Raw genomic sequence first — 23,942 nt, forward strand, 5'->3', positions numbered from 1 at the left:
CCCAGTATATCAGCAAAGCACTTTTAAATAAAGCCCTTTATACTAAAAATTTTCTTATTTACACCGCCAATTTGTGAAAAATTAAAGATAAGACAAAGGGTAGAGCAGAAGATGCGATCGCACTCGAAGATACAGGTAAAATAAAAAAACAATTATCTACCATCCGCAATGTCACCAGAGCAAAATATCGATGATGTGCAGGAGCCAATTACCAGCGCCCCGCCGGAAGTACGGCAGATTATTGAGCGGGTATGGAAGCTGGAAAAAGGCAGACTAGATAAGAGAATTAACAGCCACATTAACGATGAAATTTTGGTGATTATCAAAGAAGAGGTGCGATGAAGCTGACTTCAATTAAGCTGTGCAATTTTCGCTCCTTTTATAGTACAACACCAGAGATAGTACTTTCCGGGGGAGATGTTCTCAACACTACGATTATTCATGGCAATAATGGCTCTGGAAAAACCAGTTTACTCAATGCCTTCACCTGGGTATTATATGAGAAGTTTAGCGCAGCATTTGCATCGGTAGAACAGCTAGTTAATAAAAGAGCGATCGCCGAAGCTAAACCAAAGCAAGCTATTGAATGTTGGGTAGAAATTGGTTGGGAACATGAAGGTAAGCGCTACCGTGTAAAACGTTCCAGTCGGGTTTATAAAAACGAGAGTGATTTTGAAGCTGGGAAAACTCAATTAACCATGTGGGTAGGTGGCGATGATGGTAAATGGTATTTCCCACCCCAGCAACCAGAAGATATCATCAATCAAATTTTACCTGCGAGTTTGCATCAATATTTTTTCTTTGATGGTGAAAGAATTGAAGAAATCGTCCGTTCTGATAAAAAAGCAGAAATCGCCGAAGCGACGAAAATATTTTTGGGGGTAGAGGTAATTAACCGTTCAATTAAACATTTGAGTGAAGCGAAAAAAAGTTTAGAGAATGATTTAAAAGCGATTGGCGATTCGGAAATCAAACAGCTTTTGCGCCAGCAAGAAAAAATAGAACGGGAAATTGAGACTATTAGTAATAAGCAAACAGAAATCCAACAAGAGTTAGAATATCAACAAACTTTAAAAAAAGAAACGAGTAACCGCTTACGGGAACTGAGTGCGGCGAAGGAACTACAGGAACGCTGTCAAAATTTAGAAGCGCAGAACCAAGCATATAAAGAAGAATATAAGAAAACCCGTGAAGCCCTGAAAAAAATTATTTCCGCACGAGGTTATATAGTTCTCCTAGCTGAAACTACCGCCCAGTTTAGGCAGACTATGTATGATTGGAAGCAGCGCGGTGAATTAACGGCGGGAATTTCGCGGGAGTTTATCAACGAGTTACTTAATTCGCAACGTTGTATTTGTGGTACAGATTTAAATGTTGGTAGCCATCCCCATACAAATGTGACTCTCTGGTTAAATCAAGCGGGTTCTTCTGCTGTGGAAGAAATGGCTTTTCGGATGAGCGCCCAAGTTGATGAAATTGATAAGCAAGCAACCGCATTTTGGGAAGAAGTTGACAGAGAACAAGGGAGAATTAATCAATTAAGACAAAATATCTCGCAAATTGAAAGCGAATTAGATAACATTCAAGACAGATTGCGTAAAGATGCTAACGAAGAGATTAGTAGTTTGCAGAAACGCTTAGACGGAATCGAAAATAAAATAGATGAGTTAAACCGAGAACAAGGCGCTAACCAACAACAAATTGCCCACTTCACCACCGAAATCGAAGCTTTCGGTAAACAAATCGCCAAGCAAAAGCTAAACGAAGAACGTCAAGCATTAGCACAGCGACGAATTAAGGCTACCCAAGATGCAATTGAACGGTTAACAGAAGTAAGAAACCGTCAAGAAAAGCAATTTCGTCTGCAATTAGAAAAGCGAGTCCAGGAAATATTCGCAGAAATATCTTTCACTCCTTATATTCCCAAAATTAGCGATAAATATGAACTGACGCTAGTAGAAAATACCGCCGGAATAGAAGCACCAGTTGCAGCTTCCACTGGCGAAAATCAAATTCTCAGTTTATCTTTTATCGCCAGTATTATTGATAGAGTCCGGGAATGGAGCGAAAAGCGGAAAATGCTGATGTTACCAGAAAGCAGCACCTTCCCCATTGTCATGGATTCACCTTTTGGTAGTTTAGATGAAATTTCTAGAAGACATATTGCTCAAACAATTCCCAAGTTAGCAAATCAGTTAATTGTGTTGGTGACGAAAACTCAATGGCGGGGTGAAGTGGAAGAGGAAATGGCAGATAGAATTGGCAGGGAATATGTGCTGACTTACTTTTCTTCTAAGCCAGATTGCGAACAAGATTATATTGAATTGGGTGGGGAAAGATATCCTTTGGTAAGGCAAAGTCCTAATGAATTTGAGTATACAGAGGTTGTAGAGGTGAAGCGAGATTGGTGATGAAGAGAAACAAACCGCAAAGTACGCTAAGGAAAGAGGTAAAAGAGAGAATATCAAGATTTTTATCTCTACTTCTCTGTGCTTCAGGGGTTCGTTATCCTTGTATGCTTTAATAGCCTAAGTTTATACTAACTACTATTAATGCTTCTACCATTAATACTCGCCTCGCTTTTCACTTTACCCAACTCCATCACTCTCGCCTTTTCTGATACACAAAAACATTGGGCTAATAATTGCATTCAAGAACTAGGAGCAAGAAAATTAATTACAGGCTATCCGGATGGCAGCTTTCGCCCAGAAGCAACAGTTACACGCGCTGAAGCCGCAGTCTTAATGTTGAATGCTTTCCCCGATGCACCAATCAAACGCAGTGCGACTACATTTAAAGATGTACCTGCGAATTATTGGGCAAACAAAGCAATTACTACTGCTTACCAAAAAGGCTTTTTCTCTGGTTATCCTGGGGGAATTTTTCAACCTAACCAAGCAATTCCCCGCGCCCAAATTATCGGTGTTGTGGCTGGGGGTAAAAATTATAGTCCTGTATCTAACCCAGCCCAGACATTACAACAATATTTTGAGGATGCAGCACAAATTCCTAACTATGCCCAAAGTGCGATCGCATCCGCTACAATCAACAGTATTGTCGTCAACTATCCCCAAGTTAAACAGCTAAAACCCCAGCAAAGCGCCACCAGAGGAGAAGTTGCAGCTTTGATGTGTCGGGCGTTAAATATCTACACCGTACCCCCACAATATATTGCTGGTGTGGAAATACAACCGCAAGAAGTCCGCCCTTTACCCGGAAAACTCGATACTATCCCTACGTTTAATAGTAATAGTCCAGAATTAGTCACTACTGAAGGAATTTTACTTTCTACCTTCCCCCCAGATAGCAAACAAGCTCCAGAAGCACACCTTAATTATCCCTTCTCGGGGAGATTTGATGTATTTGCCCATCATATCGTCAGGGCGGAAACACCAGCCCAAAACCGCACTGTTTACCAAGGAATTATTGTCCACAATCCAGGGAATCAACCTGTCACACTGCAAGTATTACACGCCGCCAGCTACCTTTCTACTGAAGCACCGTTTATTGCTTTACCAGATATGGTAGATAATTCCCAAAGTACAGTTTACGCTGGCCCTGGTAGCAGGACAATGAATGATGTACTACGGGGAATTCGACAGAGTAATTTTCCCGAAAAGCTGGTGATTGAACCAGGAAAAACCCAAATATTAGCGAATTTACCCATACCTGTACAAGCTCCCTCTTCTAATGGTCGCACAACAATGATGCGATTAGCGAGCGATCGCCCAATTTATCTGGCAAACTTAGCCAAAAATAGCCCTACGCCTCCCACTGTCGCTGAATGGCAAAGGCTGTTAGATACAGGCAGTTTAGCAGGAAAACGCGACCCCATTCCCACCCCTCTCGATCCGCCTAGAGAACCTACGGTATTTAGCCGCGTTGCTGGTGTCTCTCAAGGGACGCAATGGCAAGCTAATCTGACAGATAATGCTAATGTGTCCGAGTTAACGATACCCCAACCCGGAAAAGCTTTTGCTTATCCTTTAGGCACTGTGCATTTAATCACTCTTAGCACAGGACAAATACAGAGTGCGCCAATGCTAAAACGCTATCCTGATACAGCATATTTTGCTCACAGTAACTATGGTGTAGAGTACAATCTGACTTTACCGTTACGTAATAGTAGTAATCAAAGCCAGATAGTTACCGTATCAATGCATACACCTTTAAAAGATGAAGGGGGAACCGATAGACTACTATTTTTAAAGCCAAGGGTGGAACAGATATTTTTTCGCGGTACTGTGAGGGTGCGTTACACCGATGATAATGGCGAGGAAAAGACGCGCTATGTACATTTAGTACAACGTCGGGGACAAATGGGTGAACCTTTGGCGACGTTGAAAATGTTAGCGGGAGAGAAGCGACAAGTACAGATAGATTTTTTGTATCCACCCGATTCTACGCCGCCGCAGGTGGTAACGGTGAGGACGGAGAGGTAAATATCTCACGCATTCGACGAAGTCGTTCCCGCAGGGTAGGCGCAAAGACGCGAAGGTTTTTAGGTAGAGTTAAAAAAGGTGGCTTTTGAGAGGGAGCTAAGTTGCAAGTATATGTCTCCTCAAGAATATCTGGAATGGGAAGTACGTCAAGAAATTAAATACGAATACATTGATGGTGAAGTTTTCGCCATGACTGGGGTTACTCTTCCTCATAATGACATTGCTTTAAACTTGGCTTCAGCGTTAAAAAGCCACCTGCGGGGAAGTGGGTGTCGTGTAAATATAGCGGATGCAAAAGTAGCTATTTCAGAAAATGGGCCTTTTCATTATCCCGATGTTGTGGTGAGTTGCGATGAACGGGATAAACAAGCGATTCAATTTCTTCAGTATCCTTGTTTAATTGTGGAAGTTCTTTCCCCAAGTACGGAGGGTTATGATAGAGGTGCTAAATTTACGCGGTATCGCCGGATTGAGACTTTGCGAGAATATGTCCTTATTGATGCTGAAAAAATTGGTTTAGATTGTTTTCGCTTAAATGATAGAGGAATTTGGGAGTTACATCCTTATGAAGAGGGAGATGAAGTGCATTTAACCAGCGTCGATTTCCACTTTTCCATATCTTTGCTGTATGAGAACGTGCAATTTCCTACGTAGGGTTTTTTGAACCACTCCAGACGCAGAGGAAACAGAGAAGAGAAAGAGCGATCGCTTAGATGTAGACATGAAGTAGTGCAATGGCTATTTGGTTTCGGTTAAAATTGCCACAATTGTAGATATGCAAATCAATGGCTGAAACTGGTAGAATCAGGGTTGCAAAAGATAAAGCTGAGTTAGTCAAAGCTTTAACATCCTCCGACGGGGAAACAGGGCCTTTTCAAACTTTTGCTGATGTAATTGTGTTTGCAGCCGCTTTGGGTGTAAAGCATAAAAAGCGTGTTGCCTTGGGGGAGATTTCTAAAAGAGAACCTTCACCAATTCGGCTAGAATCTTTTGCTTCGGTGGGAAATGATGTGGTGATTAAATTACTAGGGATTGCTGAAACTCAGGACATTAATATTTTATCTGCTTATGAAGAAGAATATGAAACTCAACGCAATCATATTTTTGAAGAGTATGCTAATGGTGGACTAGAAATTTTACAAAATGAATTGCGTGGCGCTGTAGATTATTCTGAGCGCATTTTATTATTTCTCAGTTATGAACGCATCAATAAACAGGAACAAGAAGAAGAATTTGATTTAAGCAAATTCCTCTCTTGATTTTTAATTTCTAACACTGTTTTAATGCTAATTCTTATAAAATTGGTGGCAGTCCTACTGCTTGAGGTTCAACGAACTTACCATCAAAGCCGATAGTTTGGTTTTCGATAGTTCTAGCATCAGCTAGCGCCTTACGAAGTTCAGCAGATTCCATGTGATCCTTAATTCCACCTAAGATGTAAATTAGTAGCTTCGCTGCTAAATCTCGCCCAGCAACTTGTACGCGCTTTTTATTGGGATCGTATAAAACGCCATACCAAAGAGATTGTGGATACTCCATACCACTAAAGCCTCCTTGCTGATCAAATTTGCGTAATTTCTTAAAAATATCTGCCAGAGAAAACCCTTTTTTAACCCTGTTTTGTCACTCTGGCAGTAGTATAATAAGGTAAAAATGCTAGAACCAAGACACAGAGCATGGTACAGCCCCGTCCAGCCGCACCAACAGTCAAATTTGTGGACGAATATTGCCAGTGGTATAAAAGTCTGTTTCCAGATGTTAGGAGTTTCGAGGCTTTTAAATATCTCCATGTAGGCTGCATTTCTGATCTAAAACGTAAAACATTGCCAGAAATAGCAAAAATCGTAGGATTAGATAACCAGCAAGGGTTGCATCATTTTCTAACTACATCACCTTGGGATATAGAAAAGTTAAGAACCTTAAGGTTAGAGTTAATTTTACAAGTGCTAAAAGGTAGACCAATCATTTTAATTATTGATGAGACAGGGGATAAAAAGAAAGGGAGCAAGACAGATTATGTGAAACGGCAGTATATAGGAAATTTGGGAAAAACAGATAATGGAATTGTGGCAGTGACAGTATATGGTGTTTTCTGTGGGATGACATTTCCATTACTGTTTGAAGTGTATAAACCCAGGGAAAGATTACAGGCAGGAGATAAGTACCGCACTAAACCAGAAATAGCAGCAATACTGATAAAAAAGCTACAATCAATGGGTTTTAAATTCAACTTAGTACTTGCAGATAGCTTATATGGAGAGAGTGGTAAGAATTTCATATCTGTATTAGATGAACTAAACTTGAACTATATAGTAGCGATTCGGTCAAATCATTATGTAGAAATACTTCCACGACAACATATTCAATATTTAAAGTGGCAGAAGTTTCAAAGGGTATTCTCTGACTTGAGTCGGGAAAATCGATTTATTAGAGAAATTATTCCGGGAAAACGTGGAGAACTTAGATATTGGCAAATTACTACAGATCCAGAAAATTTGCCTGATAACACTACTTGGTATGTGATGAGTAAATATCCAGACATTACGCCAAGAGAAGTTGGAAATTTTTACGGTTTAAGAACTTGGGTCGAGTACGGGTTAAAACAAAGTAAGAATGAATTAGGTTGGTCAGATTTTCGCCTGACTCACTACCCAGATATTGAGCGATGGTGGGAAATTATTTGCAGTGCTTATTTAATGGTTAGTCTGCATTCGGAGCAACTGTTTCAGTCTCCATCACAACGAGAGTCAAAATTTGTTTCACATCCTTGGTGGGATAATGGAAATGGCTGGAAGAACATTCTTAACAATCTTCGTTTGATTATTCAACCTTTTACTTTATTTAATCTGATATATCCCTGGTTAACGGTTTTTCCTATTCCTCAATTAGCTTTGGGTTTTTTTAAACTTCAATCTATTATTTATAGCCTCACCAGTTCAATTTTTATATCCCTGATTCACCCTGATTTCTACTTTTCCTCTGCCTAGAGTGACAAAAGAGGGTTAAAAACCAAGATTCCCAGAGCTTGAGCTAATGCTACTTGAGCAATAGGGCGGAAAAGCATATTTCCTTCACCCCCATCCTTTTCAAAGCTGAAACGTCGTAATTGCGGCGTATCTTCATGTTCGAGAATTTTATAACTGGGAAGGCTCGCTAAAGAATCAAATAGTTTTCTAAATTCATCAATTCCCTCTTCAATTTCATTATCTTCTGGGCGCATAGGAATTAAACCTTTTTCTAAAGGTTTCCAATGAGGAAATTTTTGCCCTAAATATCTCTCTGACATATCTTGAATAGCTTGCAAAGTTGTTAAAACTGTGGAATTTGCTGCAACTGTTGCACTATTCCAATTAACACGAGGTTTACGATCTGACTGCTGTGCTAAAAGCGGATGATTTGTGGCAATTTTTCGGGCGACAATTGCAAAACCATCATCTTCATTTAATTGTACTAACTGACCTTTAGTTAAAGGTGCAGCCATGAGGTTAACATGGACAAAAATCGATCTCACCCTTCGCCTTGCTTGGGTGCGAGTTTCCCCAGGCGCAACTGCACAAATAAATTCAATCCCGATTTTTTCTTTAGGTAAGCTTTGTAAATAAGCAGGGTCTACCTGATATTGCTTAACTAAATCATCTATTTTAATGAAACTATCGTCAGCAGTTTTATCTTTTTTATAACGCTGAAGTTTCCCCGTTTTAATTAATTCCATTAAACCCTGTACACCCATTAATCGATGTTGACCATCTAATGCATAAATAGTGACATTATCTTCGGAAATATTCAGTAAACCTACTTTACCGTCTTTATCTAGAGGGATAAAATCGGTAGTCGATTTAGTTGCTTGTCCTTCTCTGTTCCATTCAGCAGCTTTGGGATTATCCACCCAAGATTGATTAATTACTGCTAAGACTGGGGGAAACTTATGATTTTTTCTTGCTGATAAATACTGTACCAAAGGTGCTTGACGCGACCAATCTAAGGGACGTTGCTGTATTTCATCAATGCTATCTGCGTCAATTTCGATGTTATCTGTGTCGGAATTGTACTTATTTTGAAACAGTGGTAACCCAGAAGCGAAGTGAACCCTACCTGCGAACCATTCCAAGCTGACAGAACCAACATAAGCTTCCGTTCCCCCCATTTCGGTTTTTTGAACGAGAATCTGATCCTTCTTCTCCAAGAATTTTTCCAAAAGTAAAGCCAGTACCTGTTTATCCTTGGTTTCCCGTTCTTGATATTCTCTAGCGATGTCAGCAGTGAGGTCAGATTTACTGTCTTGCATGTTATTTTTAAAAATTGCAGAATTTGCTATCAACTAATTTTCTATAAAATTCAGTTAATATATAAAAGTTTTTAAAAACTTTACGCTTTACAATACTAGGGTTGCTCTTGCAGTACAGATAACAGGGGTGACTGAAACCCATGTCTAGATAGGAAAGGAGCTATGGCTACAGCACAACAGCCAGAAAATAAAAGCCAGCAACCACGTACCGTTGCAGATTTAGTAGAAGACATAGAGAATCTTACCAAAGAAATCCAAGATTTATATTGCTCAGATCAAATACCTTGGGTGCTAGGAGTCTCCTGGGGAAAAGATTCAAGTGCAACGCTACAGTTAGTCTGGAATGCGATCGCTCTTCTTCCCCAAGAAAAACGAAATAAGCAAATCCATGTAATTACTACAGATACTCAGGTAGAAAATCCTATCGTCTCTGCTTGGGTACGCAAATGTTTACAACAGCTAAAGTCTGCAGCACAAGCACAAGGAATGCCCGTAGAACCGCATTTGCTGCAACCAGTTGTTCAAGACACATTTTGGGTAAACCTGATTGGTAAAGGTTACCCAGCACCGCGTAATCAATTCCGTTGGTGTACCCAAAGATTGAAAATTAATCCAGCCAACCACTTCATCCGTGAGATGGTGCGTGCAAACGGCGAAACTATCCTAGTTTTGGGTACTCGCAAAGCTGAAAGCGCAAAACGTGCGGCGACAATGGAAAAGCATCAAATGGGGAGAGTACGCGATCGCCTCAGCCCCAATGCTAGTTTACCTAACTCTCTGATTTATACGCCGATTGAAGACTGGAGTAATAATGATGTCTGGATTTATCTCAATCAATATGACAATCCTTGGGGAAACAGCAATAAAGAATTATTTAGCATGTATCGAGGGGCAACAGCAGATAATGAATGCCCCCTAGTTGTTGATACTTCTACACCTAGTTGTGGTGATTCTCGCTTTGGTTGCTGGGTTTGCACATTAGTTAATAAAGATAAATCAATGGAGGCGATGATCCAAAATGATGAAGAAAAAGAATGGATGCAGCCTTTATTAGATATTCGCAATGAATTAGATATTAAAGACGATCGCGAGAAAAGAGACTTCCGCCGCATCTGGGGGGAAGTGCAATTATTTGAGCGTAATAAAGATGGGGAAATTTCTGTAGAACCAATACCTGGCCCATATACTAAATATTGGCGTGAGTATTGGCTAAGAAAATTATTAGCAGCGCAAACTCAAATTCGTCGCACAGCACCAGAAAATATGCGTGATATTACCTTAATTACTCTTGAAGAAATGAGTGAAATTAGGCGCATTTGGTTAGAAGAAAAACACGAATTCGATGATAGTTTACCCCGCATTTATCATGAAGTAACTGGTGAAGTCTTCCACGATCCCCGTCCTGGGGCTGATAATAGTTTACTGGGTAGCGATGAATGGGCGGTATTAGAAGAAATCTGTGCAGATGATGCTATGCACTTAGAACTGATGGCGAAATTGTTAGACACAGAGCGTCAGTTTCGCAAGATGGCGCGGCGTGTGGGGATATACGATAGTTTAGAGAAATGTTTTAAGACAAGTTCACGTTCCCAGAAAGATGCAGTTGAATACGCTCGTTTAACTCGTGATTTAAAACAAGCTGTTGATCAGGGCAATGTGGAAAAGGTTAAGCAGCTAACTTTAGGAGATTTTGCAGTTCCATCTGAACCAGTAGAAGTAACTACAGAAAAAGCAGAAGTAACCAGTGAGTTATCTTCTGACAAATCAAAAACTTGGGGAGACATGAAATTTCAGAATAAGGAAAAAAAATCTAAAAGAAATTCTAAATGAACATAACTATTACGACTAGCGGAATTCAAAATTAATACAGCAATTGATTTACGCCATACTGTACCAGCATAAAAATCCTTACCAATTACCTATTACCTATTCCCCCAATAGCAGCTAATGCCATTTGATATTCAACTGCTACCAAAAATTGATGCCAAATCTTTGCGAGAATCTGGTAAGCAATATTATGTAGATGCTCAAGGAAATCGTTTACCTAGCGTCACGACAATACTTAATGCTACAAAACCTCAAGCAGATCGTGATAGATTACTAAACTGGAAAGCGCGTGTGGGTACAGAAGAAGCAAGCCGCATTACTACGGCTGCTAGTCGCCGGGGAACGAAAACACACAAGCAAATTGAACGCTATCTACTGGGGGAAAATCCTGTTTGTTCGGAAGCTAGTCTTCCTTATTGGGAAAGTATCAAGCCTGTTTTAGAAAAAATCAACACAATTAGACTCGTGGAAGGTTCAGTTTTTCACTACGATTTAAAGTATTCTGGCAAGGTAGATTGTATTGCTAGCTATCAAGGAATACCTTGTGTTTGTGAGTGGAAAACTGCTGATAAACCTAAAGGGTCAATTGAGCGTTTATATGAGTATCCTCTGCAATTGGCAGCATATATAGGAGCAGCTAATAAATATTATGGTGATTTTGGGATTGAGATAAATCATGCGCTTTTGGTTGTGGCGATTCCTGAGATGGTGGCTGAGGTTTTTTGGTTGGAATCAGATACAATTAAATCTTATTGGCAGCAGTGGGAAGCTAGAGTTAGTGAATATTGGCAGCGTCAAAAATATTGGTCTTCTTGATAAGAAACACTGAACCTTATTGATTTATGGTGAAGCAGCGCTGCGGGAGGGTTTCCCTCCGCAGGCGACTGCTGAACCCGAAGGGTGCGTTGCGCTACGCGACAACACACCCTACATTTGAATACCACTTAATTTATGATTCCATGACTGCTAGCACCGATTTGGGTAATAATTTATCTTTAAACCAAATAATTCTTGCTGGAACATCATTTAATTTCACGCCAGCTTTTTCTAAATTCAATCTTTCAGAAATAGCCAAAATTAAATCATCTCTTCCCGCACGTCGTACTTGCGAGAATTTCTTTTGTAAATATTCTGGTCGCCAATAACCGACAATTTCTAATAGGAATGTGCGTCCATCAGGATGGACTAGGCGAAAATCGGGAATCATCACACTTCCCGGAATCGGAATTAAATCAACTTCTCGCTCTAATACCCACTCCGATTTCAGCGCATCCCATTTATCAGCAAAGGATGCTTCTAGCATACTATCGTAGGGTTTACCTGGGGAGTAGTGTGTTACTAAACCACATTCAGAATTGAGGGTAAAACGTCCAGTGCGCCAAGTGTTAGTGTAAGCGTCGCGGGTTTGCAGGGTGGAAGCGAGACTCCAGCGAGTTACATGGAGTAAGGCGGGGATAAGTTTAGCGATCGCTAACCCGTAACGCGTACTAGGATTAAATAAACTAGTAGGGCCGTCAATGGTAATTGTAAACCCATGATCGGCATCGCCTTCAATATAAGCCATCAGTTGAAATAACTTGAGATAGCGAAATAACAGCTTATATTCCCCCGGAACGTTGCGATGAGCATTTAATATTAATTGACTGGCTTTATAAAATACTCCCTGTACTTGTGATAGGTTATAGCGATGCAATAAATCTTGGGGTGTGGGTGCATCAAAAACCGTCAAAATTTTATTTTCATTTAAATCAGCATATAAGCCATTATGAACTTGTTCGGGTAAAACTTCTCGCTCAAGTTCATGAGTTAATTCATCAGCAATTTTATTCAGGGTAAGTTGAGTCGCTTCCTTGCTAGGAACAGATTTTGCAGCTAAAGCAAATACCCGTTCTCGTAACATGGGTGGTTCAAGGGGACTCACCACTTCAAAGGTGCAAAAACTGCTTTTAAGAATATAAGCCAAACCTCGTTTGACGCGGTAATCTGTGGTATCGCCTTCAAAATCTGTAAGTTGGCGTTCTAGCATCCCTTGAGTTTTGCCAACTGCTGCTTGGAAGTAGGCGATTAATTCGTTAGCTAAATTGATATGTTTATCATCAATTTTTAAGCGCTTGGGGATGATTTCTTCCCCGTTGTGGCGGTGCATTAAAAGTTCTGTGGGCAACATCTTCTAATTCGTAATTAATAATAAATAGTACGCAGATGGAAAAGGATGAACACAGATGGACGCTGATAAAGGCATGAGTTGATTATGTTAAATCGGATGAGTCTTCGCTGCGATTTGTAGAATAATTGATTTCTAACTGTTCCGCAGCTTTAGCAGTTCTTTCTTTACCTGTTCCATAGACAACTTGCAGATGCCCTTTTTTACCTTTTTTCTCTTTGTGTTCTTCGCGTCTTCGCGGTTCGTTAATCTTCTCCATCCCCCTACGACGCGCCGAAGTTCTTTCTTCACTCGTGTCTTCAGCGACTACTTCATATAAAATCGCCTGTTTATTGGCAATATTTCCCTTACGTAAAACTCTTCCCAAACGTTGAATATATTCCCTTGTTGAACCAGTGCCAGATAAAATAATGGCAATCGCTGCTGCTGGAACATCAACACCCTCGTTCAACACATGGGAAGCTATTAAGGTGTTATATGCACCTTCCCGAAATTTAGTTAAAATTTCATGCCTTTCTTTTACAGGAGTTTGATGAGTAATTGCCGGAATCAGCAACTCTTGGGAAATGCGGTAAACGGTAGCATTATCAGCAGTAAAAATGATAATTCTTTCGGGATGATGTTTAGCTAATAAATTAGCTAAAATTCGCAACTTCCCATCAGTCCCCAAGGCGATTTCCTTGGCCTCACGGTGTGCTAACATAGCTCTGCGTCCAGTTTGCGATCGCGCGCTCATTTGCACAAACATTTGCCAACCCTGTATACTCCCTAGAGAAATCCGCGAGTCACGTAAAAAATCGTTGCGGGTTTGAATTAATTGGTTGTATTTTTCCCGCTCAAGTTGGGATAATTTCACCTTAATTTGCACAATTTCATGTTCTGCTAAGGCTTTCCCAGCTAAATCTTCAGCGCGTTTGCGATATACTTCTCTACCAATGAGGATATTTAAATCAGCGTGTTTACCATCGGTGCGTTCGGGAGTCGCTGATAACCCTAAACGATAAGGTGCGATCGCATATTCGGCAATCACGCGATTAAAATCTGTAGGTAAATGATGGCATTCATCGAAAATCACCAACCCATATCGATTTCCCAAGCTTTCCGCATTAATCGCTGCACTATCGTAGGTAGCAATTAAAATTGGTGTTTTATCTTTAGAACCACCACCCAATAAACCCACCTCTGCATCGGGAAAGGCTGCTACCAAGTGAGCATACCACTGATGCATCAAATCTAAAGTCGGTACCACAATCAATGTGCTGCGGGGTGTGGCTTGCATCGCCATCTGTGCTAAATAAGTCTTTCCCGCCGCCGTTGGTAGCACGACTACCCCTTGTCTCCCGGCGAGTTTCCAAGCCGCTAACGCCTCACTCTGGTGGGGATAGGGTTCCATTTCCAAAGTAGCTACCAAATCTAAGGGATAAAATTCCTTCGCCTCATCAAGAAAGTCAACCTCTTCGGCTTGTAGTGCTTCTACCACAGAACGATATTGAATTGCTGGCAAGCGGAACTTTTCTACCCGGTCATCCCATGTGGCATAATCCATCCAGGCTTTACCCCGTGGTGGTGGATGTAGTATGAGTGTACCGCGATCAAAAGTGAGTGTGGGAGTGCGAGCCATTGATAACTCAGTTTATACCTAGATTTTCATATTTCATTACTCATAACGCAAAATGTGCATAGTTGTGTTGATAGCCACTAAGTTGAACGGGTTTCTCAGCTTCAAGCAAGTGGTATCATTAATAAGGGTTTAGTAATGCTTAAAACCTACAAAATCTAGATGATTTCCGCTAAATTGAGTCAAAGCAAAAAAGTCTAAACTATATAGTAGGACTCATATTTGATTTTTTCTCAGCTAGGTAGAGCTTTCATCATCCCATCAATCAACAACGCCAAAAATTTCTCTAACAAAGCAGGTGACTGGTTGAAATACTGGCTGTATTTACATCGTGCTATATTATTCTTATAGCAATATGGGATTTTTACTTGTTAATTGATGGCTTGATTATCGATTAATCAATCAGTAAAAATTATTTTATTTAAGCGGTCACTACCATAATATATAAAATCTTCTGTTACTTCTTTAGATAGATGCATAACCCGCAAATATTGGCTGTTAATTTAGGCGAGGTATCATAGGTGTGCATCTATCATCAAGCAAGAAATACATATTTGTTCACACTCTAGCCTGTGATAATTTGGATGATGAGTATATTTTTTTGAAGACGAAGCTTTTCTCCTGCATTTTGCTAAAAATCAAGTGCTAATTCTCTAGATTTTTAATTTGATGATTTAAAGAAGAGTGTTTTTTTATTTGAATTTTATCAGCTGTATGTAAATTCTGATTAGTAAAATTTTTCTATGCGATCGCACTTATCATGGAAATCTGCAAATCAGCTTCCGGCTTGGACTTCTTATGTAGTTTTAATAGGAACGCTGTTACTGACTGCGGGAGCAACAGGCTTACTAGAAATCACAGCGGCGACTCAAGATAAGTTGCGGTTTCAAAATGCAGTTACTCGCACTCAAGACAATATTCAAAGTCGTTTAGATACCTATATCACCTTGCTGCGCGCAGGTAGTGCCTTATTTGCAGCGAATGAAAAAGTAAGTCTGGCAGAATTTCGTGCTTTTGTCGAAAGATTGAACTTAGAAGAACGTTATCCGGGAATTCAGGGAATTGGATTTTCAAAGCGAGTTAGCGCAGAAGAATTACCTGGATTACTCAGCGATATGCAAAAGCAGGGAGTGAAGAACTTTAACCTGCGACCGAATTATCAACGCAATGAGTACCACTCCATCATTTACTTAGAACCTCTGGATCGGCGCAATCAAGCCGCCATTGGTTACGATATGTATACCGAAGCCGTGCGACGTGCGGCGATGGAACGCGCTCGAGATGGTGGCACAGTCGCAGCATCTGGTAAGGTGACGTTAGTACAGGAAATCGATCAACACAAGCAAGCTGGCTTTTTAATTTACATTCCAGTTTACCGTCAAGGAATTATACCCAATACAATTGGTGAGCGCCAAGCAAATTTACTCGGCTTTGTTTACAGTCCCTATCGTGCTGATGACTTACTACAAGGGATTTTTGGCGGAGAACAGCCTCTAGTAAATTTTGACATTTATGATGGCACAGAAATTAAGCCAAACAATTTATTACACACCTCTAAAAGTAATTATACGGTTAACAATTCCTTTTACCACCCCCAATTTCAAACCACTCACATAATCAAAATTGCTGGACGTAATTGGACGATAGTTTTCCAGTCTCAGCCAGAGATGGATTTACTATCGTCCAGAAATTTAGTGCCTTATATTGGCTTTACGGGTGTAGTTATTAGTTTTATTTTATTTGGCATTACGCGATCGCTCAATCGGGCGCGTAATGCAGTCGAAACATCAGCCATCGCCTTGGGAGTATCGCAAGCTGCACTCAAAGAAAGCGAAAAGCGCTTTCGGCGGTTAGTAGAATCGAATATTTTTGGTGTTGCTTGCACTGACTTTGAGGGAAACATCAAATACGCCAACGAATATTTCCTCAGAATGCTAGGTTACACCATAGAAGATATGGTTGCTGGTACAATTCACCCCAATCACATTACACCCGCAGAATACCTATCTTTAGATAACCAAGCAATTACAGAACTAAGAAATCATGGAGTAGCAACTCCTTTTGAAAAGGCATTTATCCGTAAAGATGGTACCCGCGTTCCTATTCTCATTGGTAGTGCATTGGTACAAGCATCGGCGAGCGAACCCGAAGAAATTATTACCTTTTATTTAGATTTAACTATTCCCAAACAAATAGAAGCAATATTACGTCAAAAGGAAGAACAATTAAGCTTAATTACTAATGCTGTTCCTGTATTTATTTCTTATATTGATAATCAACAACGCTACCGATTTAATAATAAAAAATATGCAGAATGGTATGGAGTATCAAGCTCAGAACTCCACGGAAAGCATATTAAAGAAGTGGTAGGCGAAGCTAATTACCAGACAATTCGCCCTTATATCGAAACAGTATTATCAGGAAAAACAGTAACCTACGAAGTAGAAATTAGTCCCCCAGATGGTAGCATTCGTTATATTCATGGTGCCTATGTTCCTCATTTTAGCCCCGGTGGAACAGTAGAAGGCTTTGTTGCTTTAATTAGTGATATCACTGAAAATAAACAAGCTCAAAAAGCTTTAGAAGAGAGTGAAGAACGCTTCCGTAAACTCACAGAAAAAGCGCGAGTAATTCCTTGGCAAGCTAATGCTCAAACTGGAAACTTTACTTATGTTGGGCCGCAAAGTGAAGAAATTCTAGGTTATCCTACAATAGATTGGTATGCAGATAATTTTTGGCAAGAACATATTCACCCAGACGATCAAGAATGGGCAGTAAAGTATTGTATAGAATCATCGCTGACATTAGATAATTACGAATTTGAATATAGAATGTTGGCAGCAGATAGCAGAGTTGTTTGGATATATGACATTGTGAATGTGTTGCGGGAAGAAGGTCAACCGCAGATATTACATGGCTTCATGATTGATATTACCGATCGCAAACTCTCAGAGCAAGAACGGGAAAGATTACTAGCTGAAGCCGAAGCCGCCAACCGTATGAAAGACGAGTTTTTAGGGACGCTTTCTCATGAACTGCGTACCCCCCTCAACGCTATGCTAGGCTGGACGCAGCTACTCAAAAGCCGCAGATTTGATGAAAATACTACAGCTCGCGCCTTAGAAACAATTGACCGCAATACCAAATCTCTCGCGCAACTGATTGAAGATGTCTTAGATGTCTCCCGGATTATCCAAGGTAAACTCTCCTTAAATCTACAGCGAGTAGAACTAGTTCCAGTTGTCGAAGCCGCCATCGAGACAGTACATCCAGCCGCCGATGCTAAAGAAATTCGCATCGAATGCAGATTTGACTCAGATATCGGCATTGTGATCGCTGATGTTAACCGCTTACAACAAGTTATCTGGAATTTGCTCTCCAATGCCGTCAAATTTACACCCAAAGGCGGCAAAGTTGAGGTGCAGTTACAAAGAATTAATTCTCGCGTGCAAATTCGCGTCAGCGATAATGGTAGCGGTATTCCCCCAGAATTCCTACCATTCGTATTTGACCGCTTTCGCCAAGCCGACAGTTCCAGCACGCGATCGCATGGCGGTTTGGGATTAGGACTAGCGATCGTCCGTCATCTGGTAGAATTACACGGTGGCACAGTCTCGGCGGAAAGTCCAGGCATTGGTAAAGGTGCAACTTTCATTGTTAATTTACCCATGAAAGCAGTTGCTGTAGACCATACCACCTCACCCCAACGCGAACCCCTCATCAATAGCGATGATCGCCCCAATGAACCACAAACCCTCAATGGTTTACGCGTGTTAGTTGTGGATGATGAGCCAGATGCAAGACAATTACTCACCACCGTTTTATCACCCTATGGTGCCCAAGTCATGACAGCAGCATCAGCTGCTGAGGCCCTAGCTGCTGTGCCCCAATTCCACCCTGATGTCTTAGTAAGCGATATTGGAATGCCCAAAGAAGACGGCTATGTCTTAATTCGCCAACTCCGGGGACTACCTCCAGAACAGGGAGGAAGAATACCCGCCGTTGCACTCACAGCCTACGCCAGGTCAGAAGACCGCACACAAGCCTTATTAGCCGGCTTTCAACTCCACATTCCCAAACCCGTGAATCCCGCAGAATTAGTCGCAGTCATAGCTAATTTGACAGGGAGGACTTAACGGGCAACAGGGAACAGGTAAGAATTACTTAAATGCTTGGTGGTGAAACTTGTTTCATTAGGACTCCTTCCTTAACAAACGCCAAATTTAATCTTTTGGCGGTAATAGAATTTGATTATTACCTTCTGGAGTTTTAACTACTTTGCCACCTAAAGCTTCGATTTCTCTAATTGCTCTTTGTTGCGTGTTTTTATCAACTCCGTTATTTAATACCATGACCCATGTAGAAATTCTAGCATGTTTACTATGAGGATTACTGCTTAGAAATTTCACAGTTTTTTGAGAGATTTTAGCTACATTCTGGCTTTCTTCATCGTCATAAGTGCTAGCCCAATCTATAGCTTGCATTAAAGATTTTTTAGATGCTTGGGCATCACCTAAAAACAATAATTCATCGATAGCTTTATAACGCCATACATAATAAGCATTTTCTGGAACTTTAGGCGATAAAAATTGTAACCCATGTTCCATTAATTCTATAGAACGCTCAGGTAAACCTGCATAAAGAGAAGTACTGACAGATAGGCCTAAATAAGCATCTAGAAATCTGGGGTTATGCCCGAGAATCACTTCAAAATACTTAGGGCTGGCTGCATAACCTGTTTTCTCGCGTGCTTCTTCATCACCAAAGTATTGGAGAAAATTTAAATATACCCAATCAGCAATCAAGTTTTCATAGCCAAAGCCAGGCGTTTGTTTTAAAAAATTTAATCGCACCTGTTCTGCTTTAATTTCTCTTTCTAGCGTTTCTACAGAAGCAGTGTCTCGATTATTTAAAAAGCTGTGCATTCGAGGTAATTGCATCAAGGCAATTCCTAGAATACAGACACTAATTGTCAAAAATGTATTGATAGTTTCACGATATAAAGCAAACATTGTGATTGACTGACCTTATTAGCTGGGGATTATTTGTCAGCTGTAATGCATGGAAGTTGCATATTGATTGGTGGGGGTTGTCAAGAGATGCACAGACGCGATGAATCGCGTCTGTACAAGAGTCTAGTATATTTTTTAATTCCCTATCCCCTATGGCAATTGACAACTTCCACCAAGAAACTGCAATATCTCAAGGCATTGACTGGTATATCTAATTACAGCACAACAAAAATCAACAGCCAAGGCTAATGGTGATGCAGAGTAGTAATTGGGTGAAAAATAGAAGTACTATTTTTACTTAGTTAAAAGTAACCAGCATTGTTGTGCGATCGCCCAATCTTCTTGAGTATGAATGACTAAGACCCGTATCGTTGATTCTGGGGTGGTGATGTCGATATCAACGGGGTTTTGTTGATTTTTCTGGGGGTCGATTTTCAGCCCTAAAAACCCAAAGCCTTCGGAAACAGCTTGACGAATTCCAGGGGATTTTTCACCGACACCTGCGGTAAATACTAGAACATCTAAGCCCCCTAAACTGGCAAGCATAGAACCAATGCCAGCACGCAAGCGATGCACGTACATATCCCAAGCTAACTGGGCGCGATAATTACCTTGAGCGATCGCAGCGATTACTTCTGGCAAATCACTGGATATACCAGAAATTCCACGTAACCCAGAAGATTTATTGAGAACATAATCAAGACTTTCGGCAGAATAATTAGATTGTCGTAGCAGGTAAATTAAAATCCCTGGATCGATGGAACCAGAACGACTACCCATCATTAACCCATCTAAGGGTGTAAAGCCCATAGTCGTATCTATGCTGCGGCCGTTTTGAATTGCTGCTAAAGAACAGCCGTTACCTAAATGACAATTAATTAATTTCAGCGATGCTAAATCTCGTCCCAGGATATCAGCCGCCCGTTGAGCGCAGTATTGGTGACTGATACCATGAAACCCATAGCGGCGGATACCTTGCTCCACCCACTCATAAGGGCCGGGATAGATTGCCGCAGCATCAGGGATAGTGGCATGAAATCCAGTATCAAATACTGCCACCTGCTTCACATCACCCAAGCTTTGCTCGATGGCTTCTATACCTTCCACAGCCGCCGGATTATGTACAGGTGCTAAAGTAGCAAGTTGGGCGATCGCTTTTTTCACATCCTCATTAATCACCGTACTTTTACGGTAATCTTCTCCCCCATGTACTACACGATGACCTACCACATCGATTTCTGACAGATTACCAATTACCTTGGTAGCACCGCGAGTCAGAGTGTAAAGCATATAGGTGACATGTGCCTGTCGCGAGTCCGCATAGATTGATTCTTCCAGCACTTCACCTGTAGCGGTTTTCACCTGAATTTCTGCGACACCTTGCTCTTTCGTCCAGTTGACTTTACCTTCCCAAAGCGGTTGAGGTGCTTGTTTGGGGAGAAAATCATCTTTGATTTCATAAAGACAACTTTTTTGACTACTAGATCCGGCATTCAGTACAAGTATTTTCATAATTTTTCAGAACTCATTATTGATTTATAGGCTCTGACTTGAATGTCAATCCCAGTAATAGCAGTACCAACGACAACAGCATCAGCCCCTAAAGCTAAGGCTTGGCGAGCCATTTGGGGTGAAGCTATCCCACCTTCACAAATCACGGGAATATTTAGCTGTTCAACCATCTGGCTGAGGAGTTCCCAACCAGGAGGCGTAAAATCTTTGGTTGCGGCTGTGTAACCAAAAAGAGTTGTTCCCACAATATCTGCTCCAGCATTGACTGCTGCTTTTGCCGCCTCAATTGTATCGACATCTGCCATAACTGGTTTATTTAATTCTTGATGAATTCTGGCAATCATCGTTGCTAATTGCTCATCACCAGGGCGGCTTCTCATTGTGGCATCGATGGCAATAATATCAGCCCCAGCAGCCGCCACAGCTACAGCATGATGAAACTGAGGGGTAATGTAGACATCGTAGCCAGCTATAACTTGTTTCCATAGCCCAATAATCGGCGCATTCACACAAGCACGCACAGCTTGAATGTGATTGGGGGTATCTATCCGCACCCCAACAGCGCCATTATTCACCGCCGCCTGTGCCATCGCTGCAATTACTAGCGGTTGATGCAACGGTGAATCAACGGGGGCTTGGCAAGAGACAATTAAGCCTTTTGGGCATGGGGCATGGGGCATGGGGCATGGGGCATTGGGTAATGGGTAATGGGTAATGGGTAATGGGTAATGGGTAATGGGTAATGGGTAATGGGTAATGGGTAATGGGTAATGGGTATATCTCCCTGTCCCCTTGTCCCCTTGTCTCCCTCATCTCCCTCATCCCCAGTCCCCAGTCCCCAGTCCCCAATCCCCATTACCCCTTATCCCCAGAGGGGGCCCCGAGTTCCCCAATCCCCAATCACGACTTACACACCGTCATCGGCTGCGCTGGTATCCACACGGTGAAAATTGAACCGATGCCTACAGTAGACTCTACTTCAATGCGCCCGCGATGGAGTTCTACTAGTTGTTTAGTTAAGGCTAAACCTAATCCTGTACCTTCGTAGCGGCGGCGATAGGGTGTATCGAGTTGTTGAAATTTTTCAAATAGTAGAGGTAACTGTTCTTCAGGAATGCCAATACCTGTATCTTCTACTTGAAAGATGGCAGTTTCTTCTTCTACCCACAAGCGTAAAGTCACATTGCCGCCTTTCGGGGTAAATTTAATGGCATTTGTTAATAAATTAGAAATAATTTGCTCAATTCTCGTTGCATCGGCAGTAAAGCGATCGCGTCTTGGATCGATTTGCAAATCAAGCGTCAGCTGCAACTGTACCTGATTGGCTCTGTCTTCTAAAGTTTTTACCGTATTTTCTGCGATATCTCTTAAGGAAAATTCTGTAATATTTAAAACTGCTTTGCCTGCCTCAATTTGCGATAAATCGAGGATGTCATTAATCATTTCTAATAAATGCTCGCCACTGTCGTGGATGGTTTGAAGATAATCTCGTTGACGTTGGCTCAATTCACCCAAAGGCCAGCGTAACAGCGTGGAAGACATGCCGATGACATAAGTTAAGGGCGTAAGCAATTCATGGCTAATTGTCGCTAAAAATTCATTTCTCAGGCGGCTAGCGGCTTCTGCGGCGAGTAAAGCATCGCGTAGCTCTAGTGTGCGTTCAGCTACTCGTTGTTCCAGGGTATGCTTTTCTTGAGTGAGAGTTCTGGCAGCATCTCGCAGCGATCGCATTAATTCGGTTTGGTGAATAGCGATCGCTAATTGTTCTGCGATCGCACTCAGCAAGGTTTTTTCGTTTTCAGTCCATTCTCGTGGATGGTGACATTGATGGGCAATTAGCAGTCCCCAAAGTTTTTCCTCAAACATAATGGGGGCGGCTACCTTAGCACGTACCTGAACTTCCCTTAAAAAATTTAACAAACATTGTTCAAGGCTGTAAGTTTTTTCCACATCAACCACCGCTAAGGTAAAACCTTGGCGATACTTCTCCCAACATTGGGAGTGATGTACAAAGCAAGTTTCTTCCCGATAATTCAAAACAGAAGGAATTGCCTCGTTAGCACGGACTTCATAGACTATACAACCCCCATGTAGTTGATAATCTTGTAGTGGGGGTTGGGGATTGGTTGGTGTTGACAGTGCATATTGTCCGTTGAGTTGATGGGGAGGTTCTCCTGGTTGATTACCAAACCAGGTACGGTAATTATCACTATTTAAGGACGCAGCATCAAAGTTGTATGAGGTATTGGTGGCTCTTCCATCCTCAAATCTATAAATTATTAATCTGTCTAATTCTAAAAACTCACGTACTTGTGTGAGCGCCGTCGTCATGATGACAGATAAATCCAAGCTTCTGCGGATTTGGTTTGTAACTTGATTCAACAGCCGTTCTTGAGCAACCTGTTTTTTCAGTGCATCTTCCACAGGTTGACAAATATAAGCATGAGGCTCATTCAAAGTTTGTGCAAAATCTACCTGCTGATTCAGCTGCGGCAAGAGATATTCTAATAACAACAGCGTAAATTGACTTTGGAGCGTAGCATCATTAGTACGGAGAATTTGACTATAACGTTGCAGATTTTGGTAAGTATAGGAATCAGCGCCAAACAAATCTCGCAGTTTTACCAAGAAAGAAGCGATCGCTTCGCAATTAAATGTCAACCTCGTATTCAGCTCTGCTGCATCCTGAGAATAGGAAATACTGGTAAGCTGCGATGTAGAGGAAAGTTGCTTGGGCTGGTTACCAGAGTTGAGCAAATTATTAGCGGAATTTGTCCCCGTTGTAAAGCTAGCTCCTCTTACCTCCGTATCAGGTGATTGCTGTTCTCTCTGGGTGAGATTTCCCATTAACAGCGCACTAAACCCCTCAGACACCAGCAATGTAAACCTTTGCTCCTGCCACTCTGCAGGGACGCGAATCCTTGCCAACACCGCTTCTGTTAACACCAAAGCTGCACTTCCCACTGCTTGAGCCATCTGTTGTAACAATTCCCCAAGCTGATTAAATGTATCTAAGGGTAAGGTTCGAGAGAAGCTCAAATCAGAAGAACTAAGCATTGTTAAAAGTCTGGTGTGAGAGGCT

General features: G+C 41.3%; 17 protein-coding genes and 2 pseudogenes. 10 read left to right on the forward strand and 9 right to left on the reverse strand.

Features of this window, described 5'->3' with window-relative positions:
• Nucleotides 1-168 precede the first annotated feature (168 nt).
• From HGR01_RS23160 to HGR01_RS23180, 5 genes are all read left to right on the forward strand, one after another.
• Nucleotides 169-342: a hypothetical protein gene (locus tag HGR01_RS23160; RefSeq protein ID WP_167727186.1), complete on the forward strand. Its 174-nt coding sequence runs from the start codon at nucleotides 169-171 to the stop codon at nucleotides 340-342.
• Entirely contained in the window at nucleotides 339-2,411 is a 2,073-nt protein-coding gene (locus HGR01_RS23165) for an AAA family ATPase (protein ID WP_096621751.1), read from the forward strand. The genes HGR01_RS23160 and HGR01_RS23165 overlap by 4 nt, the downstream gene beginning before the upstream one ends.
• A gap of 141 nt (nucleotides 2,412-2,552) precedes the next feature.
• Nucleotides 2,553-4,442 carry a DUF3370 family protein gene (locus HGR01_RS23170; protein ID WP_045873203.1) on the forward strand — a complete coding sequence of 630 codons (1,890 nt, stop codon included), beginning with the start codon at nucleotides 2,553-2,555 and terminating at the stop codon, nucleotides 4,440-4,442.
• A 111-nt stretch (nucleotides 4,443-4,553) separates the two neighbouring features.
• Nucleotides 4,554-5,096 (forward strand): Uma2 family endonuclease, encoded by a 543-nt coding sequence (locus tag HGR01_RS23175; protein WP_045873204.1) that lies wholly within the window; start codon nucleotides 4,554-4,556, stop codon nucleotides 5,094-5,096.
• A gap of 131 nt (nucleotides 5,097-5,227) precedes the next feature.
• Complete coding sequence (locus HGR01_RS23180) at nucleotides 5,228-5,701, forward strand: DNA phosphorothioation-associated protein 4 (protein ID WP_045873205.1); 474 nt, start codon at nucleotides 5,228-5,230, stop codon at nucleotides 5,699-5,701.
• A gap of 34 nt (nucleotides 5,702-5,735) precedes the next feature.
• On the opposite strand, the pseudogene HGR01_RS23185 reads toward HGR01_RS23180, so the two are convergent.
• A pseudogene (locus HGR01_RS23185) lies at nucleotides 5,736-6,053 on the reverse strand (hypothetical protein); the annotation flags it as partial.
• Between the two features lie 65 nt (nucleotides 6,054-6,118).
• Here HGR01_RS23185 and HGR01_RS23190 point away from each other — a divergent pair.
• Entirely contained in the window at nucleotides 6,119-7,429 is a 1,311-nt protein-coding gene (locus HGR01_RS23190) for an IS701 family transposase (RefSeq protein WP_096621593.1), read from the forward strand.
• On the opposite strand, the pseudogene HGR01_RS23195 reads toward HGR01_RS23190, so the two are convergent.
• Nucleotides 7,429-8,727, reverse strand: a pseudogene (locus HGR01_RS23195) (DGQHR domain-containing protein); the annotation flags it as partial. The gene HGR01_RS23190 and the pseudogene HGR01_RS23195 sit on opposite strands and share 1 nt — an antisense overlap.
• A gap of 162 nt (nucleotides 8,728-8,889) precedes the next feature.
• On the opposite strand from HGR01_RS23195, the gene dndC reads away from it, so the two are divergent.
• Nucleotides 8,890-10,557, forward strand: a complete 1,668-nt coding sequence (gene dndC / locus HGR01_RS23200; protein ID WP_045873207.1) for a DNA phosphorothioation system sulfurtransferase DndC — start codon at nucleotides 8,890-8,892, stop codon at nucleotides 10,555-10,557.
• A 117-nt stretch (nucleotides 10,558-10,674) separates the two neighbouring features.
• Nucleotides 10,675-11,370, forward strand: a complete 696-nt coding sequence (locus HGR01_RS23205; protein WP_045873208.1) for a PD-(D/E)XK nuclease family protein — start codon at nucleotides 10,675-10,677, stop codon at nucleotides 11,368-11,370.
• 133 nt (nucleotides 11,371-11,503) lie between these two features.
• On the opposite strand, the gene HGR01_RS23210 is transcribed toward HGR01_RS23205, so the two are convergent.
• Both HGR01_RS23210 and HGR01_RS23215 read right to left on the reverse strand, forming a co-directional pair.
• Entirely contained in the window at nucleotides 11,504-12,721 is a 1,218-nt protein-coding gene (locus tag HGR01_RS23210) for a DUF790 family protein (RefSeq protein ID WP_045873209.1), read from the reverse strand.
• An 82-nt stretch (nucleotides 12,722-12,803) separates the two neighbouring features.
• Nucleotides 12,804-14,339, reverse strand: coding sequence for a DEAD/DEAH box helicase (locus tag HGR01_RS23215; RefSeq protein WP_045873210.1), 1,536 nt, complete (start codon nucleotides 14,337-14,339; stop codon nucleotides 12,804-12,806).
• 740 nt (nucleotides 14,340-15,079) lie between these two features.
• On the opposite strand from HGR01_RS23215, the gene HGR01_RS23220 reads away from it, so the two are divergent.
• On the forward strand, nucleotides 15,080-18,472 hold the full coding sequence (locus tag HGR01_RS23220; RefSeq protein ID WP_052335350.1) for a CHASE domain-containing protein: 3,393 nt from the start codon (nucleotides 15,080-15,082) through the stop codon (nucleotides 18,470-18,472).
• Nucleotides 18,473-18,559: 87 nt separating this feature from the next.
• Here HGR01_RS23220 and HGR01_RS23225 read toward each other — a convergent pair whose 3' ends face one another.
• Nucleotides 18,560-19,348, reverse strand: coding sequence for a hypothetical protein (locus HGR01_RS23225; RefSeq protein WP_045873211.1), 789 nt, complete (start codon nucleotides 19,346-19,348; stop codon nucleotides 18,560-18,562).
• Between the two features lie 87 nt (nucleotides 19,349-19,435).
• On the opposite strand from HGR01_RS23225, the gene HGR01_RS23230 reads away from it, so the two are divergent.
• Nucleotides 19,436-19,597 carry a hypothetical protein gene (locus tag HGR01_RS23230; RefSeq protein ID WP_155539534.1) on the forward strand — a complete coding sequence of 54 codons (162 nt, stop codon included), beginning with the start codon at nucleotides 19,436-19,438 and terminating at the stop codon, nucleotides 19,595-19,597.
• Between the two features lie 45 nt (nucleotides 19,598-19,642).
• Here the strand turns inward: HGR01_RS23230 and HGR01_RS23235 are convergent, their stop codons facing one another.
• From HGR01_RS23235 to HGR01_RS23250, 4 genes are read right to left on the reverse strand one after another with little or no spacing between them, the layout of a single operon-like run.
• Nucleotides 19,643-20,860: an acetate kinase gene (locus HGR01_RS23235; protein WP_045873212.1), complete on the reverse strand. Its 1,218-nt coding sequence runs from the start codon at nucleotides 20,858-20,860 to the stop codon at nucleotides 19,643-19,645.
• Nucleotides 20,857-21,540, reverse strand: coding sequence for an N-acetylmannosamine-6-phosphate 2-epimerase (locus HGR01_RS23240; RefSeq protein ID WP_045873213.1), 684 nt, complete (start codon nucleotides 21,538-21,540; stop codon nucleotides 20,857-20,859). Before HGR01_RS23240 ends, HGR01_RS23235 begins: the two co-directional genes overlap by 4 nt.
• On the reverse strand, nucleotides 21,510-21,716 hold the full coding sequence (locus HGR01_RS23245; protein ID WP_235623110.1) for a hypothetical protein: 207 nt from the start codon (nucleotides 21,714-21,716) through the stop codon (nucleotides 21,510-21,512). The genes HGR01_RS23240 and HGR01_RS23245 overlap by 31 nt, the downstream gene beginning before the upstream one ends.
• 44 nt (nucleotides 21,717-21,760) lie before the next feature.
• The gene (locus HGR01_RS23250; RefSeq protein ID WP_045873214.1) at nucleotides 21,761-23,917 is read right to left on the reverse strand and encodes a GAF domain-containing sensor histidine kinase; all 2,157 of its coding nucleotides are present in this window, start codon (nucleotides 23,915-23,917) and stop codon (nucleotides 21,761-21,763) included.
• Nucleotides 23,918-23,942 lie beyond the last annotated feature (25 nt).

The organism is Tolypothrix sp. PCC 7712, assembly GCF_025860405.1.
In the GTDB taxonomy this organism is placed as follows: Bacteria; Cyanobacteriota; Cyanobacteriia; order Cyanobacteriales; family Nostocaceae; genus Aulosira; species Aulosira diplosiphon.